Source organism: Mycobacterium sp. IS-3022, assembly GCF_001500065.1.
Taxonomy (GTDB): domain Bacteria; phylum Actinomycetota; class Actinomycetes; order Mycobacteriales; family Mycobacteriaceae; genus Mycobacterium.
This window is the reverse complement of the sequence record NZ_LQIN01000015.1, coordinates 32,659-51,569: the sequence shown is the minus strand read 5'-3', so window position 1 is coordinate 51,569 and position 18,911 is coordinate 32,659. Positions and strand designations below refer to the sequence as shown.

The following is an 18,911-nucleotide window of genomic DNA, read 5'->3' as shown; positions in this document are numbered from 1 at the left end:
CGGCGGCACCGCCCGGTACCCTCACGCGCATGCCTGACGACGAGCCCACCGCGGCCGAGGACGGTCCCGTCTTCACCAGTTACGGCATCGCGTCGGCGGTGCTTGGGGTGATCGCAGTCGTCGCGGTGGCTCTCGCCGCGCTGATCTGGGTGCAGCATCGTGCCGACACCGACGAACTGAGGTATCGCGCCCGCGTCATGCAAGCTGCGGCCGACTGGACCAGCGTGCTGATCAACATGAACAAGGACACCGTGCAGTCCGACCTGGTCAAGTTGCACGAGAACACCGTCGGACAGCTCAACTCCGACTTCGACGCGGCCATTGAGCCCTACCGCGAGCTTGTGCAGAAACTGCAGACGCAGACCACCGGTCAGATCGACTCGGTGGCCGTCGAGTCGATCCACCATCCGCAGCCCGGGACCGACGGTGCACGACCGCCGAAACCCCAGCCCGAGGTGACCGAGTTCGCCTCGCGCACCGACACCGTGCTGGTGGTGGCGACCTCGATCAGCGAGAACGCCGGTGAGAAGAAGCCGCAGACGGTGCGTTGGACACTGCGCCTGGACGTGTCCGACGTGGACGGCAAGCTGATGATCTCGCGGTTGGAGCCGATCCGATGAGGAACGCCTGGCGGGTCGCGGTATTCGACGTCGCCGCTCCGGTGGCCGCGGTAGCGGCGCTGGTGTACATCGGCATCGCGCTGGCCTGGCCGCTGTGGTGGGTTTCGGTGTGCTCGGTGCTGTGCCTGCTGATCGTCGAGGGTGTCGTGGTGAACGCGGTGCTGGCGCGCCGCGACGCAGTGACCGTCGGCACCGACGACGACGGTCCCGGGCTGCGGTTGGGGGTGTCGGCGGTCGCGACGGCGGCGTTGGCGGCCGCGGTGCTCGTCGGCTATCTGCACTGGACGGTGCCGGACCGCACGCTGCGCAAAGACAGCACGGAGGTGGTGGGCATCGCCAGCAGTGTCGCCGAGGCCTCCGCGACGTTCACCCCGCAGAGCCCCACCGCGTCGATCGACCGGGCGGCGGCGATGATGTCGCCGGAACGCGCCGAAGATTTCAAAAACGAATTCTCCTCGGTGGCAGAGGATTTGACGAGCCGCAACGTCTCCGCGCAGGCGAGCACGGTGTCCGCGGGCGTCGAGGCGATCGGACCGAACGCCGCCAGCGTCGCGGTGGTCCTGCACGCCACACAGAACTCGCCGGGCAAGCCGACCGACACCGCGGTCCTGGCGTTGCGGGTGGCGTTGTCGAAAAAAGACGGCCGCTGGTTGGTTGACGACGTGTCGCCGATCCACTCCCGCTAACCGAGAAGGCGCGCGTGATCGACCTTGATGCAGCGGTCCATCACCACCCGCAGCCCTGCGGCGGCGCCGTCACGGGCGACCTGATCGTCTGACAGCCCGAGTTGTAGCCACAGGACCTTGGCGCCCACGGCGATGGTGTCGGCGAGGACCGCGGGCAGGTGTTCGCGGCGACGGAACACGTCCACGAGGTCGGGCACGACGGGAAGGTCGGCCAACGACGGATAGACCGGTGTGCCGTCGATCTCGTCGACCGTCGGATTCACCAGATACAACTCGTAATCGGTGGCCGCCTTGAGGTACGTCCAGATCTCATGGCTGGCGCGGTCCGGGTTGGGCGATGCGCCGACGATCGCCACCGTGCGGGTTTCCCGCAGTATCTGCTCGAGGTCCATTCCCGGCGTATACCCAGCGACCGACGGGCGTCAGCCGTTGGGCCGGTTCGACCGCATCCGGGCGAACCGTTCGGACAGCCGCTTCATGCGCACCATCAACGCCGCCGACGGGCTGGTTTTGCCGCTGAGGAAATCCGCGAAGTCGGCGGCGGGCACGCCGATCCGCGACGCGAACTCCTGCGGGGCAAGCCCGGAGTGCTCCAGCAGCGCGCGGATGTGACGGGCCACCTCCTGGCGCTCGTTGGCTTCCAGGTGTTCGCGGGTGCGGGTGAGCACCTCGGCGAGTGCCTTGGACACGCCGTACGGCCGTGCGGTCTCGAGGACCTCCTCGACCTGGCGGGCGGTACGACCGAACGGGTCCCGCTTGATCGCCGCGACGATGCGCTGCCAGACGGCGAGATCGTCGGTCTCCAGCGCCGCGCGGATCGCAGCGGTAGGCCAGAACTCGACGGGCCGTTCCTCGGCGGCCGGCTTCGGTGCGGGCGGCGTCGGGCGCTGCTCGGGCGAGACACCCCCGCGGCGGCGGGTATCCCGGATGTCGGGAGTCACCGTCACCTCGCCTCCTCCAGCATCGCGACCGCAACCGATAGGCAACGCTCTCTGACCTTGGCCCACTCCGCCTCCGCCTCGGGGCCCGACATCCGGGTGTCGTGCTCATCGGAAGGCGCAGGGTCGGCCAGTCGGCGCACCAGCTGGGTCGCCACCCATTGTTTCCTCGACTGCCGCCCACAGTAGTACCGGTCCATCGCGGTCAACACTTCTGCCGCGGTGTGCGTCTCCATGCACTCGACGAGATCGGCGAACTCCGCGTAGTCGCGGGTGGTGTTCCGGCACATGATGAGGTAGCTCTTGAGCCGCAACGTCTCCGCGCCGGTCGGGATCTGCAGCCGGTCACCGGTCGGCAGCTGGACGTTGGTGGTCTCCATCGGACTGCGCCGCTCCATCGGCGCGCCCTCGCAGTCCGACGCGGTCGCCAGCGCGTCGAGGGCGACGGACAGTCGGCCCCCCCACATCGTCACCGGATGTACCGGCGGCGCGGCGGTGGCCAGCGCGGTTCCGGCGCCGTTGCGGCCGTTGCGGTGGCCGCCGTTGAGCCGCTCGGCGCTGCGCATCTTCGTGGCCGCGCCGCCCCCGCCGCAGCCGCTGAAGGCCAGCGGATCGGTGACCGTGACAGCTTGCGGCGCAAGGGTTTTCAACTTGGCCGCCGACTTGACGACCATGCGCAGCTCGGAGCCGGTCGGCCCAAGCGACGAGAGATCGTCGGGGATGATGATCAAGTCGGGGGTGTCCACCTTGGGCAGCGGCTTCTCGAAGTCCACCGACGGCAGGATGCGCGCCAGCCAGCGCGGCAGCCACCAGTTCCACTCGTCGAACATCGCCATCAGCGCGGGCACCAGTACCAGTCGCACCACCGTCGCGTCGACCGCGATCGCCACCGCACACGCCACGCCCAACTGCGCCACCAGCGGCATACCCGCGAACGCGAATCCGATGAACACCGCGATCATGATCAGCGCCGCGCTGGTGATCGTTCTGGCGCTGGTGCTCACGCCGTAGGCCACCGCGTCGCGGGTGTTGCGCGTCAGCAGGAACCGTTCCCGGATGCGGGTCAGCAGGAAGATCTCGTAGTCCATGGACAAGCCGAACGTCATCGCCAGCACCAGGGGCGGGATGGTGCTGTCCAGCGACGAGATCCGCTCGAAGCCCAGGTCCTCCAGCCAGCCCCACTGGAACACGGCGACCAGGCTGCCGTAGGCGGCCGCCACCGACAACACGGTCATCAGGACGCCCTTGAACGCCAGCACCACCGACCGGATCGCGATGAGCAGCATGAGGAACGCGATCAACGCCACAAAGACGAACACCAGCGGCTGAGTGGCAGACACCCGGTCGTCGAAGTCCTTGATCAGGGCCGTCGGGCCGCCGACGGCGACCTGCACGTCCTCGACGCCGGAGACCTTCGGCAGCTCGGCCCGCAGCCAGCCGACGGTTTCGCGTGCGCCCATGTCCTCGGGGTCGACCGACAGCACCGCCGACAGCAATGCGTGCCGGTTGTCCTCGCCGAACGCGGGAGGGCTGACCGACACCACGTTGGGGCCCTGTGCCATGCGCTGGCGCAGCGCGTCGAGCAGCGGTTCCTTGGCCGGGGCCGACGCGGCGTCGCCCTCCGGGAACGTCACCAAGACCCGGACCGGACCGAGCGCGCCGGGACCGAGCGCCTCGGCCGCTGCGTTGACCCCGCCGCGGATCTCGTGGGTCGGCTCGAACTGACGCTGCATGCTGTTGCCGAGCATCATCGAGAACGCCGGCGCGGCCAGCGCCACCAGCAGCGCCGCGGCGGCCAGCGCCGACAACCACGGTCGGCGCATCACCCACCCGGTCCACCGGGTCCAGAACCGCGACTGGGTGCTTTCCGATCGTCTCGACCAGTGCAGATACGACGAGCGCTTGGCCGCCGCCCGGCCGAACGTCGCCAGCACCGCCGGCGTGAGCGTGGTGGAGGTGAGCACCGCCACCGCGACGGCGAGGATGGCGCCGGTGGCCATCGACACCAGCACCGGAGTCTGGATCAGGTAGATCCCGGTCACCGAGGCGATCACGGTCACCCCGGACAGCACCACCGCCAGGCCGGACGTCGCCATCGCGGCGTCCGCGGCCTGCTCTGGGTCGCGACCGGCGCGCAGCTCCTCACGGAACCGCATGAGGATGAACAAGGAGTAGTCGATGGCCAGTGCGATGCCGAACATCGACACGGTCGACGTCACGAACACCGACATCGACGTCACCATCGACAGCAGATAGACGATGCCCATGGTCACCGCGACGGTGCAGATGCCGAGCACCAGTGGTACGGCCGCCGCCGCCAGTGAACCGAACACCGCGAGCAGGACGATCAGGACGATGGGGAGGTTCCAGCGCTCCGCCTGGGCGATGTCGTGTTTGGTGGCCTGGGTGGCCGCCGCGCCGAGCGCGCCCTGCCCGATGACGTACAGCTTGACCTTGCCGTTCTCGATCTCGCCGGGGTCCTCGCCGTCGATGCCGACTTTTTGGCGCAGTCGTTTGGCGACGTCGACCGCGCCGGTGTTGTTGAAGTCCAGCTGCAGCGTGATGACGTAGGGCCGGTCGGGTTGGGGCGGCGGCTGTTGCCGGTTGGGGACGACCTTGACGCTGGGCACCTCGGCGGCGAGGCGTTCGAGGTGGGCGACGGCGGCGTTCATGTCCTCGAACGAGGCGTCGGCGCGCGGTGCGGCGACCAGTGCCAGCGGGGAGGCGCCCTGATCGGGGAAGTACTCCTCGAGTTCGCGCTGCACCCGCAGCGACTGCGAACCTTCGACTTCGAAGCCGCCGCCCGTGAGGTGGCCGGACTGGTTGAGCGCAAGCCAGATCGACGGGGCCAGAAGGAGCAGCCATACGGCGAACACCGCCCAGCGATATCTGCGCAGGTTGCCACTCAAGCGCATCATGAACTGCTGGATTGGAAACCCCCGCTTTCTCCCCGGCGTTTCGTAGCCGAAGCGTACAACAGTGTGCGGTAAGGTGCCGCGTCCTTCAGTGGTCCCCGAGCAATCTGCCAGCAACGCCGCGAGCTGCTCTAATCCAATTCTCGCGAACGGACCGCACGCCGTTACCGCGAGGGTTCCTCCCCCGGGCACCTCGTGCGTCTCGGCCGCGGAATTGGCGGGGGCAGCGGGCCGGGTGGCAGGATGTCAGGCGGCCGTTTTCGGCGTCGGGGACTGATTGTCGTCCATCGAAGGTGTTTGCGGATCGTTCGAGATGTCGACGCCGTCCGCAAACCGTAAGGAGTTGTCCATGAAAACGACCACCGGGCTGATGCGTCGCGGGCTTTTCGGTGTTCTTGCTGCCTCCGCGGCCGGCGGCGCCATGGTGGCCGCGCTGGTGACGCCGGCCCAGCCATTGATGCCGTCCGCGACTGCCGCGCAGGACCCGTGTGCGGCCAGCGAGCTCGCCAGGACGATCGGTGAGGTGGCCACGTCGACCGGTGAGTACCTCGAAGAGCACCCGCAGACGAACCAGGCCCTGACGACGATCAGCAAGCAGCAGGCCGGGCCGCAGTCGCTGGCTGCGGTGAAGACGTACTTCGATGCCAACCCACAGGTGGCCAAGGACATGCAGCAGTTGCAGCAGCCGCTGGCGAGCCTGTCCGGTAAGTGCAAACTGCCGTTCACGCTGCCTCAGGTGGTGGGTCTGTTGCAGGCCGCGCAGCAGGGTGGCGGCCTGCCGGGGAGTTTGCCGGCGCAGGCGCCCGCCGCCCAGAACGCGGGCCTTCCCGCAGCGGGTGCCACGGCGCACATGCCCGCGGCGGCGCCGGTCTCGCAGGGCACCGCAGCGACGCCGGGATCGGCCATCGCCGGTCTGCCCTGACCCGACCCGGCGCGCAGTACCCCGCAACGGCACCTCTGAGCTGCGGATTCGGAGTTTTCCGGGATTCGTTGACCGCAAGGCGAGAAAGTCCGCCGACATTCTGCTTAGCTTTTGTGCGTTGGTCCTAGTTGGTCTTCGTCAGTAACCGCCCAGGTTACGGCCACTCCACTTCCGATGAAGGAGCTCAACCATGGTTCTCTCGGCCCGTACTGCGCGACGTGCGGTAGCTGGCGCGGTCGGCACCGGCGCGATCGCGGGTGCGATGTTCCTCGGTGCCATGCCTTCGGCGACGGCCCAGCCCGCGCCGCCGAACTGCACGGCCGCCGATCTCGCCGGGGTGGCGTCCGGCGTCTCGGCAGCGACCTCGGCATATCTGTTCAGCCATCCGGATGTGAACTGGTTCTTCACCAGCCTCGAGGGCCTGCCGCGCGACGAGGTCCGGGGCAAGGTGCAGGACTACTTGAACTCCAACCCTCAGGTGAAGGCCGAGTTGACCGGGATTCGTCAGCCGCTGGTTGACATCAAGAACCGCTGCGGCGACACCAACGGCGACGGCCTCGCCGACAGCTAGGCCTGCGCGCCCGCCGCTGACGGTGTCAGCGGCGGGTCATGGCCAGGATCGCGGCGCGCCAGCCGAGTAGCAGCACTGCGGTCGAAATCGAGGCCACCACAATGAAACTCGGTGCGACGCCGGCCGACGTCAGCTTACGTAGCAGCATCCCCACCACGATGGTGCACACCCACACCGCGATCCCCGTCGGGAGCAGCGAGTAGGGTCGCCGCCACCCAAGCGACAGCGTCCATCCGACCACCGCGCCCGCCACGAACGGCCATGCGGTCGCAGCGACGCCGGCCAGGTCGACGCCCTCGGCGTGGCTGCGTCGGCCGATGGCGGCGAACACGATCAGGCAGCACACGTCGGTTGCCAGCGCCGCCAGCGTTGGCCGGGTCTGCTCTCGGCTATCGATCGGCATCGGTCATCGCCTTCAACCACATGCGTCGGGGTCGACGTCGGTTTCGGTGCGGAACATGAAGAAGAACACCACCCACCCGATCGCCGCGATGAAGATCCAGCTGATCAACCGGTAGATGAGCATGGCCGAGATCGCCGACGCCAACGTCATCCCGCTCGACACCAGGCCCGGCACCAGCACCGCCTCGACCACCAGCAACCCGCCGGGCATCAGCGGGATCGACCCGACCGCGCGGGCCGCGACGTACGCCACGATCACCCCGAGCAGTGAGGGCCGTCCGCCCGCGGCGTAGCAGGCGAACAGCAGCGTGCCCACACCGGTCACCAGCGTGAACATCGACCACACGAACGCGACGCTGAGCTGGCTTCGGCTCAGCTTCACCGATTCGAGTTGCGCCAGCGTCTCACGCCACCTGGCCAAACCGTTGTCGGCCGGTTTGGCGCGCAGGTAGTTCACCCACGACAGCACCCGCACGCCGACGCCGTCGAGCAGATCCGGCCGCGACGCCACCGCTTGCGCCAGCACGATCAGCATGATGAAACCGACCAGCGTGAAGATCAGCGAGAACGGGTTGTGTTTGGCGCCCAGGAAGAACGCGCTGCCCAACCCGAGCAGCGCCAGGCTGGTCACCTGCAGCGCCCCCGACATCACAAGCTGCCAGGAGGCGATGACCGGCGTCGCACCCCAGAGCCGCTGCTGACGGTAGATGAACGTGGCCGACAGCACGGGTCCGCCCGGCAGCGTCGTGCTCAGCGAATTGCCCGCGTAGAACGCCGCCTGCGAACGCCACTGCCGCACAGGCACTTCCGCCGAGCGCAGCAACTTGCGTTGAATGTCGCCGAAGAAGTGCATGGACGCCAGGGCGGTGCCGACGGCCGCCAGCACCCACCACCAGTCCGCTGTGTAGAGGCTGTGCCACGCCTTGGCGAGCTGGTCCCACACCAGCCCGAGTTCGACGGTCAGCACGACGAGCACGACGGCGAAGACCGCCCACCGCAGCCACCAGTACCTGCTGCGCGCGGAGCGCACCTGGCTGCGGGCTGCACTCGCAGGCGCGTCGTGGGCCACGGGGTAAGGGTAGTTCGTGGCGTGGCCGATTCCGGAGATCCGGCCCAGCATGCTGCGGGCCGTTACGCTATCGGGATGCTCGAGGGCACTTCTCTCGATGACGAGGCGGTTTCGCCTCTTGTTCGCAAGGCTGCTGCGTGGTCATGGCGATTGCTGGTGATCCTCGCCGCCATCGTCGCGATGCTGTGGTTGTTCAAGCGACTGGAGATCATCGTCGTCCCGGTGGCGTTGGCGACGATTCTGGCGGCCCTGCTGATGCCGGCGGTCGACTTCCTCGACCGGCGTGGCGCCCCGCGCGGCGGTGCCGTTGCGCTGATGTTGCTCGGCGGCTTCGCCGTCGTCGGAGGGATTCTGGCCTTCGTCGTCAGCCAGTTCATCGAGGGTGCACCGGCGTTGGTGGAGCAGGTGAGCCGCAGCATCGACGGTGTGCGCGACTGGCTGATCGACGGCCCACTGCACCTGAGCCGGGAACAGATCGACAACGCGGGCAACGCCGCGATCGAGGCCTTGCAGAACAACCAGGAACGGGTGACGACCGGCGCGCTGTCGACGGCCGGCACGGTGACCGAGATCGTCACCGGTGCCGTGCTGGTGTTGTTCACGCTGATCTTCCTGCTGCAAGGCGGGCGCAACATCTACGCGTTCGTCACGCGGATCTTCCCGGTGAGCGTGCGCGAGCGCGTTCGCGACGCCGGCCGGGCCGGCTTCCACTCGCTGATCGGCTATGTGCGGGCGACGTTCCTGGTTGCGCTCGTCGACGCCGTCGGGATCGGCACCGGCCTGGCGATCATGGGTGTGCCGTTGGCCTTGCCGTTGGCGTCGCTGGTGTTCTTGGGCGCATTCATTCCGCTCGTCGGTGCGGTGATCGCCGGCGCCCTCGCGGTGGTCGTCGCGCTGATCGCCAAGGGCATCATCTATGCGTTGATCACCCTCGCGCTTGTCATCGCGGTCCAGCAGCTGGAAGGCCACGTCCTGCAGCCGTTGGTGATGGGTCGTGCGGTGTCGATTCACCCGCTGGCGATCGTTCTGGTGATCGCGGGCGGTGGCGTCTTGGCGGGCATCGTCGGGGCACTTCTGGCGGTACCGGTGCTCGCGTTCCTCAACAGCTCGATTCGCGTGCTCACCGCGAGGGACCCAGCCGCGGAGGAAGCCGCGCAGGAAGCGGAGGACGGGCCGTTGGTCAGGGCCGAGACCGACGACGTCGAGGAGTCAGAGCCTCGGTGATCCAGCGGGACTAGAGCCGGCCCTCGCGCCGCAGCAAGTCCTGCGCGCTCACCCCGCCGCGGCGCTGACGTTCCTCGTCCTCGCGGGTGTTCAGCTTTTCGGTCGCCGCCTCGGCATCGTCTGATTGCTTACCCGGGGTGGGGATGGCCGTCGTCGCGTCGGGGTCTGCCCTGCCTTCCGGCGGGGTCCCCTGCGGGCGGGTTCCCGGAGTCGGAATCGCAGTGGTCGGCTCGTTGTCCGGCGACGGTCGCGCTTCGGGCCGACGTCCTCTCCTGCCTTCCGGCGGGCTTCCCGCGGGCATCGCCCTGGTGGGCTCCGCCGACGGCCGTTGCGGTGCCGGTGGCGCGGGCGGCGTGCCGGTGCCACGCAACTCGCCCAGCCACGACTCGATCTCGCGTTCCTCCCGCGGTGGCCGTGGCGGCGGGGCGGGGGGGGCCGGCGGCCGGGCGGCCTGACGCGTCGCGGCGGCGGCGTTGGTCACCGCGTTCCGCACGGCGTTCTTGGCCATCGACAACCGCGTGGTCTGCGGTTCGTCGGACGGCGGAGCGGCAGGTGTGGCGGCGCTGGGGATGCGCGTCGTGCCCGCCACCGATGGAGCGTTCGCCCGCGGTGGCGCCGCGACGCGGGTGGCGCCGGGCCGTGACGAGCCTTCGACGGCGGGATGCGTCGGATCGTGGGGTGGGCGGGGCCTGTCGTACGGGCGACGCGGCACGGGCGCACCCGCACCGACCAACACCTCGGGATTCTCGGCGGAGTCGCGCACCGCGGGCCGCTTCCGCTCGTCGGGCAGTTCGGTCTCGCCCAGCCCCAGCCGCTCCTGGATACGCTTCATCCACCGCGGTGCCCACCAGCAGTCGTCGCCGAGCAGCTTCATCACGGCCGGGACCAGGAACATCCGGACGATCGTGGCGTCCAGCAGAAGCGCGATCAGCAGGCCGAAGGCCAGATACTTCATCATCACCAGGTCGGAGAACACGAACGCGCCCGCGACGACCGCCAGCACCAGCGCGGCGCCCGTGATCAGCCGGCCGGTGGTCGCGGTGCCGATCCGGATCGCCTCGGCGGTGGACATGCCGCGTTCTCGCGCCTCCACCATGCGTGACACCAGGAAGACCTCGTAGTCGGTCGACAGCCCCCAGATCACCGCGATGATCAACCCGATCATCGGGGCCATCAGCGGCTGCGGCGTGTAGTTCATCAGGCCTGAGCCGTGACCGTCGACGAACATCCATGTCAGCACGCCCATCGTCGAACCGAGGGTGAGCGCGCTCATCACCGCGGCCTTGATGGGCAGCACCACCGACCCGAACGCCAGGAACATCAGGATGGTGGTGGTGACGATCAGGACGGTAACCATCAGCGGCAGCTTGTCGAACAAGCTGTGGATGCTGTCCTGCTCCAGCGCCGGGGTGCCGCCCACCGAGATCGACAGCCCGCGCGGTGGCGTGATGGACCGGAGTTCCTCGATCTTCTCGGCGGCGTCGTTGCGGTTCTCCAGACCGTTCTGGATGACGCGGACCGACGGGTCCTTCGAGCCGCTCTCCTGATGCGGTCGCGCCTGCCACATCTTGGTGGGGTCGTCGTCGGGTTCGATGAACCCGGGGATCGCCATCGCCTTGTTGCGGATCTCGGCGACCTGCCGGTCGGTGACCGGATCACCATCGTTGTTCTCGATCACGATGGTCAGCGGTTCGGTGCGGAAGCCGGGGAACGTCTTGTCGAAGGCTTCCTGAGCCAGGCGGACCGGGTTGTCCGGCGGTAGGTACTTCTCGCTGATGCCGCCGAGCGACAACTGTCCCAACGGGATGATCAGCAGGATCATCGCGATCACGATCGGCGCGGCGAACGCGATCGGGCGTTTCATCACGCGGTTGACCAGCTTGCCCCAGAAGCCCTTCTCGACCTCGGCGCGGGTCTTTGTCTTCTGGGTCTTCTCGGCGAGCCAGTCGAGCCATGCGATCGTCGGCTTGCGCACTGCGGGGCTGAACCGGGCCAGCGCCAGCACCGTGATGGTGCCCGCGACGAACACCAAAATGCCCATCAGCAACCAGAAGATCGCCGAGCCGATCGTGTCCTTCAACGCGAACAATCCGTAGGTGAGCCACGCGAACGAACCGATGTAGCCGAGAAGCAGACCGATCAGCGCGAGACTCGCGCCGTCGTCGTGCGTGCGGCGGATCTGCGCACGGGCGAGGTGACCGACGGGGATCGCCGCGAACGGGACCAGCACACCGAGGACGACGGCCGCGACGGCCAGCGGATTGCGGCGGCCGCTGTGCGAATACGACCCGATCGTGTCCGGCTGGGCGAAGCGCACCAGCGTCCGCACCCCAAGGGCGTCGACGTTGCGTCCCAGGATGGCGAGCGCGGCCGCCAGCACCGTGACCGACAGCACCGCCGCCAGCATCACCGACGCGATGATCGCGTAGGTGATGGACTTCAGGAAGCCCTGTGGGAATAGCAGCAGCGGCACCGACGACGCCACCAGGATCACTGCGGAGAACATGATCGTGCGGCCCGAAGTCATCACGGTGCGCCGGACCGCGGCCTCTGTGTCGTAGCCCTCCGCGATCTCCTCGCGGAAGCGGCTGACCATGAACAGGCCGTAGTCGACGGCGATACCGAGACCCATCAGGGTCACCACGGGCTGGGCGAAGAAGTGCACCGGCATGAACTCGGCGACCAACCGCATGATGCCCAGTGCGCCGGCGATCGTCAGGCCGCCGATGATGGCCGGGAGGCTGGCCGCGACCACGCCACCGAACACGAAGAACAGCACGACCGCCACCAGCGGGATGGCGGCCACCTCGGCGCGGCGTTGGTCCTCACCGATGGTGCCGGTGAGTTCACTGGCCAGCGGGTTGAGCCCGGCCAGCTGGATGTTGCCGTCGTTGACCTCGCGCAGTTGGTCTTCGACGGCCTGATAGTTCTTGAGGATCTCGTCGTCGCTCTCGCCCTTGAGCGGAATGCTGACGAACGTGCGGGACAGGTCCGCGGTCTTCATCTGCTGGACGGTCTGCGATTCGGCGTCGGGTGCGCGCAGCCAGCCGACCCAGCTCACGATCCTGTCGCTGTTGTCCTCGACCAGCTTGTTGAGCTCGTCGACGGTCTGCTTCATCCACGCGGGATCGTTGACCTTCTTGCCGTCGGGTGGCGTCAGGATTGCGACGATGTGGCTGGTGCGGTCGCGGCCGTATGCCTCGTCGGCGACCACCGACGCGTGCACCGATTGGCTGCCTTCGTCGTAGAAGCCGCTCTGCGTGACGTGGCTGCCGAGGCTGATGCCGTAGATACCGCCACTGAGACAGAGCGCGACCATGACGCCGATGACGATGTACCGGTACCGGTACACCGTTCGACCCCACCAGGCGAACACTTGAGCTCCTAACTAAGTCAGCGGCGACCCGCGCAGTTCAGTTGTTGACACGCGAGGTCAGTAGCGAGGACAGCGGCCGGAACGGCTGCAACCATGCCCCCTGCTCGGGCAGCGAATCTAGGCCGATTCGCGGTAGCGGTTCCCGGAAAACACCAGGGATGTCTTCCAGGTCGACGAACTCCAAGGTATCCGACGCTAGCGCCCAGCTCGCATGTTCGCGAAATCCGAGCACCTGGACCGGGATGCCGTCGCGAGCGATCTCCTCCAGCGGTTGTTTGAACGCCTGACCGTCGGCCGATGCCACAAGCACCCCGGCCAGACCCTCGCTGCGGCGCAGCGCGATGTGGTTCAGCATGTCGGTATCGACATCACTGTCGTCGTTCAGTTTGGGTTTCGCGAAGACCGCGAAGCCGACGTTACGCAACGCCTCTACCCACGGCCGGACGACGTCGGCGCTGCCGGGCGCGATGTTGGTGAAGACAGTAGCCTCCGGCTCCAGTGTGACGTCCGGGCGCACCGCCGAGAGCTCCGCCGTCCGCGTCAGCAGCCAGCGCCCCAGCGCATCGAACCGCGGCCGGTGTGCGGCGGTCGGTCGGCCGCCGAGGATCGAGCCGAGACCCATGTCGAGGTTGGGGGCGTCCCAGACCAGTAGCACCCGGGCCATCGCGTCGGCCGCGGGTGGTGTGGCCGCTTCCGGTGGTGCCACCTCTTCTATATGTCCGATGTCTTCTGTGAGGCTCATACTCTCTCCCACAGCAGTTCTGCGACGGCGCTGCCGGCGTGCTGCGCCTTGCCCTCGTACTTGGTGACCGGCCGCTCGACGGAGATCGGAAGCGAATCGGTCGGGCCGACGCGACGGAGCCGCGGCTCGGCGTCGCCGACTTCGGCGATGTGCTCGGCGTAGCCGGCGTGGTCCGTCGCGGCGTGCAGCACGCCACCGGGGCGCAGCCGGTCGGCGATCAACGCGACGGTGGCCGGTTGCAACAGCCGGCGCTTGTGATGGCGAGCCTTGGGCCACGGGTCGGGGAAGAACACCCGCACACCGGTCAGCGAGTCGGGTCCGAACATGTGCTGCAGCACGTCGACGCCGTCGCCGCGGACCAGGCGGATATTCGTCACCTGTTCGCGGTCGATGCCAGTCAGCAGCTGTGCCAGCCCGCGCCGGTACACCTCCACCGCGACGACGTCGAGGTGGGGTTCCGCCTTGGCCATCGCCAGCGTCGAGGTGCCGGCCCCGCAGCCGATCTCCAGCACGACGGGCGCCGACCGGCCGAACCAAGCCTCGGTGTCCAGCTGCGGAACCGGTCGGCCGCCGTCGCGGGCGTGCATGCCGATCTCCGGCCACAGCCGCTCCCACGTCGCCTGCTGGGCGGCCGACAGCGTGGTGCGCCTGGTGCGGAAGCTGGTGACCCGGGGATAGCGGTGCTCGACATCGGGCCTCGGAGCCGAAGCGTCGGCGACATCGGGCCTCGGAGCCGAAGCGTCGGCGACATCGGGCCTCGGAGCCGAAGCGTCGGCGACATCAGGCCCGGGCAGATGCATCCGTCCATGGTGGCTCATCCAGACTGGAGTACCCGCATCGTGGTACAGATTGATACCCAACAGTTGCCTTCGGCTGGTACAGCGGTCTGTCCCCAAGCTGTGTGGCGGCCGCTCGCGCCGGGACCACCGAGGTGTCACGATCGTCAGATGAGGGCAGGGTGTGATGTGGCGCCTCGTCCACGGACAGAAGAAGGTCAGATTTTCGTCGACACGCTGCTGCAATTCGCTGAAGAGAGCCGCGATCCGCGGCTGCCGCCGATCATCCGGCGCCTCACCGCGCCGACACGGGTTGCGGTGCACGGTCGCGACGGCGTCGGGTGCGCGACGGTGGCCGCCGCGTCGACCGCCGCGGGCGTCCCCGTTTCGTCCGACGGCGCCGCCGACGTCGAGGTCGTGGTGATCGCCGAAGCGCTCAAACCGGAGGACCAGGTGTTGACAAGCCGGAACCGGCCGGCGGTCGTCGTCCTGAACAAGGCCGACCTCACCGGCTTCGGCGCGGACGGACCAGTGGCGCTGGCACACCGCCGGGCCGCCCACATCCGCGCGCTGACCGGCCTTCCGACGACGCCGATGATCGCGCTGCTCGCCGGCGCGGAACTGACCGGCGACCTCGTCGGCGCGCTGCAGACGCTGCTCACCCACCCCGCCGATCTGACGTCGACCGATGCGTTCGTCGACGCACCCCACCCGCTGTCACGCGAGGTGCGCGAACGCCTGCTCGGTGCGCTCGACCGGTTCGGTATCGCGCACGCGGTGCTCGCACTCGACCGCGGTGCGACCGCGGAGTCGCTGACCGGCCACCTGCGGCGGCTCAGCCAGGTCGACCGGGTCGTCGAGCACATCCACGCTGCAGGTGCACCGTTGAGGTATCGGCGCCTTCGAGCCGGGGTAGGCCAATTGCGGGCAGTGGCAACACAATCCGAAGATTCGCGGCTGGCCGAAATGCTGGTGAACGACGACACGATACTCGCGGTGATGACGGCGGCGGTCGACGTCGTGGAGGCTGCGGGCCTGACCGTCGACCGCGGCGACGACCCGACCGCCCACCTGCGCCGCGCCGTGCGGTGGCGCCGGTACGGCAGCGGCCCGGTCGACGCGCTGCACCGCGCCTGCGCCGCCGACATCAGCCGGGGTTCGATGCGCCTGCTCGGACGGTCGCGGTGACATCGGACGCGACGCGTGCCGATCCACTCGCATCAGCCGACGCGGTGGTCGCCGCCGTCGAACCGGGACTGGCCCCGCCGGAGGTGCGGGTGCGAGACGTCGTGCTCGTCACCGGGCCGTGGCTGGCCGGCACCACCAGCGTCGCTGCGGCGCTACGAGAACGGATTCCCGAGCACACCTTCGTCGAAGCGGACGAACTGGGCCGGACCGATGCACCCATCGCGGTGGTGTTCGTGGTGTCGGCGGTGTCGCCGCTGACCCAATCCGACTGTGAGCTCATGGATCTGGCCACGCCGCATACCGATCTGGTGGTGGGCGTGGTGGCGAAGATCGACACCCACCGCACCTGGCGCGACGTGCTCGCCGCCGACCGGGCCGTGCTGGCCGGGTGGTCGCCCCGGCACGCGCACGTGCCGTGGGTGGGTACGGCCGCGGCGCCGGACCTGGGGGAGCCACGCGTCGACGAACTCGTCGGATTGCTGCGGCAACGGCTGGCGGATCCGGAGCTGAAGCGGCGAAACAGGCTGCGGGCGTGGGAGACTCGGCTCGAGTCGGCGATCGGGCGGTGTCGGTCCGACGGCGACGGCGCGGACCGGCGGGCCCGGGTGAATGCCCTGCAGCAGGCCCGCGAGGACATCGTGCGGGGCCGTCGGCAGGCGAAATCCGAGCACGCGATAGCGCTACGCAGCCAGCTTCAACAGGCCCGTGTCCAGCTGGGCTACTTCGCGCGCAAGCGGTGCACGTCGGTGCGGGCCGAACTCGCCGAGGACGCGGCGCAGTTGAGCCGCGGCCGACTCGGCGGCTTCGAGTCGCATGTGCGCGAGCGGCTCGGCGAGGTGGTCGCAGAGGTCGAGGAGGGCATCACCGCCCACCTCACCGACATGGCGGCACAACTCGGCCTGACCGCCCCGCCGACCCCCGCGGCGCCGTCCGCTCCCGAGGTCACGCCGCCGCCGCTGAAGTCGCGACGGTTGGAAACGCAGCTGACGATGATTCTCGGCGCCGGCTTCGGGCTGGGGGTGGCGCTGGCGGTCACGCGGTTGTTCACCGGCCTGGCGCCCGGGCTGACCGTTGCCGGACTGGTGGCAGGGGGGCTGGTGGGGCTGGCGTTGACGGTGTGGGTCGTGGGCATCCGTGGGCTGCTGCACGACCGGGCCGTGCTGGATCGCTGGGTCACCGACATCACCGCGACCGTGAAGTCCGCGCTCGAGGAGCGCGTGGCGACGCGGATGCTGGCCGCCGAGAGCGCGTTGACGTCGGAATCGACCGCCCGCGACGAACGCGAGGCCACCGCCGCGGAGGTCGAGGTGGCCGAGATCGACGCCGAACTGCGTGAGCATTCGGTGCAGACCGCCCGTGCCGCCGCCGTGCGGGACAAACGCCTGCCGTCGTTGCAACGGGCGCTCGACGCGGTACGGGCCGAACTGTATGGAAAACGGCCTTCTGAATCGTTCTTGTGAGTCATCGGACACATCCCCGATTCCCCGTGGGTATCTCACCCGCGATAACCTCGGTATAGGAAACCGCGACGCTGCCTGTTCCTGTCTGGGCGGCGCACACGGAGCCTTGGGTCCTGGCAGCAACAGACACAGGAGATTTTCATGACCGCAGCGACCATCCCAGGTCTGGACACCGCACCGACGAAGCACAAGGGTCTGCTCGCTTGGGTTCAAGAGGTCGCCGAACTGACGCAGCCCGACCGCGTGGTGTTCGCCGACGGATCTGACGAGGAGAACGCCCGCCTGTGCGAGCAACTGGTGGCGGCAGGCACCTTCACCCGGCTCAACGACGAGAAGAAGCCGAACTCGTACCTCGCGCTGTCTGACCCGTCGGACGTCGCACGCGTGGAGTCACGGACCTTCATCTGCACCGAGAAGGAGATCGACGCCGGCCCCACCAACAACTGGATGGCGCCCGCCGAGATGCGCCAGACCATGACCGACCTGTACCGCGGCTGCATGCGCGGCCGCACCATGTACGTGGTGCCCTTCTGCATGGGCCCGCTCGGCGCCGAGGATCCCAAGCTGGGTGTCGAGATCACCGACTCCGAGTACGTCGTGGTGTCGATGCGCACGATGACCCGGATGGGCAAGGCCGCGCTGGACAAGATGGGCACCGACGGGTTCTTCGTCAAGGCGCTGCACTCGATCGGTGCGCCGCTGGAGCCGGGCCAGAAGGACGTGCCGTGGCCGTGCAACGACACCAAGTACATCAGCCACTTCCCCGAGACCCGTGAGATCTGGAGCTACGGCTCCGGCTACGGCGGCAACGCGCTGCTGGGCAAGAAGTGCTACTCGCTTCGCATCGCCTCGGCGATGGCGCACGACGAGGGTTGGCTCGCCGAGCACATGCTGATCCTCAAGCTGATCAGCCCGGAGAACAAGGCGTACTTCGTCGCCGCGGCGTTCCCGTCGGCGTGCGGTAAGACCAACCTCGCGATGCTGCAGCCCACGATTCCGGGGTGGCGCGCCGAGACCATCGGCGACGACATCGCCTGGATGCGGTTCGGCAAGGACGGTCGCCTCTACGCCGTCAACCCCGAGTTCGGCTTCTTCGGCGTCGCGCCGGGCACCAACTGGTCGTCGAACCCGAACGCGATGAAGACCATCGAGGCCGGCAACACCGTGTTCACCAACGTCGCGCTGACCGACGACAACGACGTGTGGTGGGAGGGCCTCGAGGGCGATCCGCAGCACCTGATCGACTGGAAGGGCCGCGACTGGACGCCGGAGTCCGAAGAGAAGGCCGCGCATCCCAACTCGCGCTACTGCACCCCGATGTCGCAGTGCCCGACGCTGGCGCCCGAGTGGGACGATCCGCAGGGCGTGCCGATCTCGGCGATCCTGTTCGGCGCGCGCCGCAAGACGACGGTGCCGCTGGTGACGCAGGCCCGCGACTGGCAGCACGGCGTGTTCATCGGCGCCACGATGGGTTCCGAGCAGACCGCCGCCGCCGAGGGCAAGGTCGGCACCGTGCGCCGCGACCCGATGGCGATGCTGCCGTTCCTCGGCTACAACGTCGGCGACTACTTCGCGCACTGGATCGACGTCGGCAAGCAGTCCGACGAGTCGAAGATGCCGAAGATCTTCTTCGTGAACTGGTTCCGCCGCGGCGACGACGGCCGCTTCCTGTGGCCGGGCTTCGGTGAGAACAGCCGCGTGATGAAGTGGATCATCGACCGGATCGAGCAGAAGGCCGGTGGCCGCACCACGCCGATCGGCACCGTGCCCACCGCCGAGGATCTCGACCTGTCCGGCCTGGACGTCGATCCGGCCGACGTGGATGCTGCGCTCAAGGTCAACGTCGAGGAGTGGCGCCAGGAGCTTCCGCTGATCGAGGAGTGGTTCGAGTTCGTCGGCGAGAAGCTGCCGACCGGCATCAAGGACGAGTTCGACGCGCTCAAGCACCGGTTGGCCGAGGCCGACTAACTTACCCCCTACCGTGAGCGGCCGTGTTTGCACGCGACACGCCGCGGAAATGCA

At 68.4% G+C, this 18,911-nt stretch carries 16 protein-coding genes; 8 read left to right on the top strand and 8 right to left on the bottom strand.

Translation table 11 applies throughout. The annotated features are described in order from the left end of the window. Positions 1-29 precede the first annotated feature (29 nt). Both AU188_RS12480 and AU188_RS12475 read left to right on the top strand, forming a co-directional pair. Positions 30-620, top strand: coding sequence for an Rv1363c family protein (locus tag AU188_RS12480; protein WP_059164027.1), 591 nt, complete (start codon positions 30-32; stop codon positions 618-620). After that, complete coding sequence (locus AU188_RS12475; RefSeq protein WP_059164026.1) at positions 617-1,306, top strand: hypothetical protein; 690 nt, start codon at positions 617-619, stop codon at positions 1,304-1,306. Before AU188_RS12480 ends, AU188_RS12475 begins: the two co-directional genes overlap by 4 nt. On the opposite strand, the gene AU188_RS12470 is transcribed toward AU188_RS12475, so the two are convergent. From AU188_RS12470 to AU188_RS12460, 3 genes are read right to left on the bottom strand one after another with little or no spacing between them, the layout of a single operon-like run. After that, positions 1,303-1,698 (bottom strand): CoA-binding protein, encoded by a 396-nt coding sequence (locus AU188_RS12470; RefSeq protein WP_059164025.1) that lies wholly within the window; start codon positions 1,696-1,698, stop codon positions 1,303-1,305. The genes AU188_RS12475 and AU188_RS12470 overlap by 4 nt on opposite strands. A gap of 30 nt (positions 1,699-1,728) precedes the next feature. Beyond that, positions 1,729-2,253, bottom strand: coding sequence for a transcriptional regulator (locus AU188_RS12465; RefSeq protein WP_059164024.1), 525 nt, complete (start codon positions 2,251-2,253; stop codon positions 1,729-1,731). After that, positions 2,250-5,162, bottom strand: coding sequence for an MMPL family transporter (locus tag AU188_RS12460; protein WP_059164023.1), 2,913 nt, complete (start codon positions 5,160-5,162; stop codon positions 2,250-2,252). The genes AU188_RS12465 and AU188_RS12460 overlap by 4 nt, the downstream gene beginning before the upstream one ends. 346 nt (positions 5,163-5,508) lie before the next feature. Here AU188_RS12460 and AU188_RS12455 point away from each other — a divergent pair, with 346 nt between their 5' ends. Next, positions 5,509-6,081 (top strand): hemophore, encoded by a 573-nt coding sequence (locus AU188_RS12455; protein WP_082686611.1) that lies wholly within the window; start codon positions 5,509-5,511, stop codon positions 6,079-6,081. A gap of 190 nt (positions 6,082-6,271) precedes the next feature. Further along, on the top strand, positions 6,272-6,652 hold the full coding sequence (locus AU188_RS12450) for a heme-binding protein (protein ID WP_059098788.1): 381 nt from the start codon (positions 6,272-6,274) through the stop codon (positions 6,650-6,652). Between the two features lie 25 nt (positions 6,653-6,677). Here the strand turns inward: AU188_RS12450 and AU188_RS12445 are convergent, their stop codons facing one another. Continuing rightward, positions 6,678-7,055, bottom strand: coding sequence for a DUF3054 domain-containing protein (locus tag AU188_RS12445; protein WP_059164022.1), 378 nt, complete (start codon positions 7,053-7,055; stop codon positions 6,678-6,680). A gap of 12 nt (positions 7,056-7,067) precedes the next feature. Beyond that, positions 7,068-8,123 (bottom strand): lysylphosphatidylglycerol synthase transmembrane domain-containing protein, encoded by a 1,056-nt coding sequence (locus AU188_RS12440; RefSeq protein WP_059164043.1) that lies wholly within the window; start codon positions 8,121-8,123, stop codon positions 7,068-7,070. 75 nt (positions 8,124-8,198) lie between these two features. Between AU188_RS12440 and AU188_RS12435 the strand changes: the two genes are divergently transcribed. Continuing rightward, positions 8,199-9,347 carry an AI-2E family transporter gene (locus tag AU188_RS12435; protein ID WP_059164021.1) on the top strand — a complete coding sequence of 383 codons (1,149 nt, stop codon included), beginning with the start codon at positions 8,199-8,201 and terminating at the stop codon, positions 9,345-9,347. Positions 9,348-9,357: 10 nt separating this feature from the next. Here the strand turns inward: AU188_RS12435 and AU188_RS12430 are convergent, their stop codons facing one another. From AU188_RS12430 to trmB, 3 genes are all read right to left on the bottom strand, one after another. Then, positions 9,358-12,723 (bottom strand): MMPL family transporter, encoded by a 3,366-nt coding sequence (locus AU188_RS12430; protein WP_059164020.1) that lies wholly within the window; start codon positions 12,721-12,723, stop codon positions 9,358-9,360. Between the two features lie 37 nt (positions 12,724-12,760). Then, positions 12,761-13,387: an NYN domain-containing protein gene (locus AU188_RS12425; protein WP_286137442.1), complete on the bottom strand. Its 627-nt coding sequence runs from the start codon at positions 13,385-13,387 to the stop codon at positions 12,761-12,763. A gap of 74 nt (positions 13,388-13,461) precedes the next feature. Further along, entirely contained in the window at positions 13,462-14,283 is an 822-nt protein-coding gene (gene trmB, locus AU188_RS12420; RefSeq protein ID WP_059164018.1) for a tRNA (guanosine(46)-N7)-methyltransferase TrmB, read from the bottom strand. Positions 14,284-14,430: 147 nt separating this feature from the next. On the opposite strand from trmB, the gene AU188_RS12415 reads away from it, so the two are divergent. From AU188_RS12415 to AU188_RS12405, 3 genes are all read left to right on the top strand, one after another. Continuing rightward, positions 14,431-15,429, top strand: a complete 999-nt coding sequence (locus tag AU188_RS12415; RefSeq protein WP_286137429.1) for a hypothetical protein — start codon at positions 14,431-14,433, stop codon at positions 15,427-15,429. Continuing rightward, complete coding sequence (locus tag AU188_RS12410) at positions 15,426-16,889, top strand: hypothetical protein (protein WP_059164017.1); 1,464 nt, start codon at positions 15,426-15,428, stop codon at positions 16,887-16,889. The genes AU188_RS12415 and AU188_RS12410 overlap by 4 nt, the downstream gene beginning before the upstream one ends. Positions 16,890-17,030: 141 nt before the next feature. After that, entirely contained in the window at positions 17,031-18,857 is a 1,827-nt protein-coding gene (locus AU188_RS12405) for a phosphoenolpyruvate carboxykinase (GTP) (RefSeq protein WP_059164016.1), read from the top strand. The last annotated feature ends 54 nt before the right edge of the window (positions 18,858-18,911 follow it).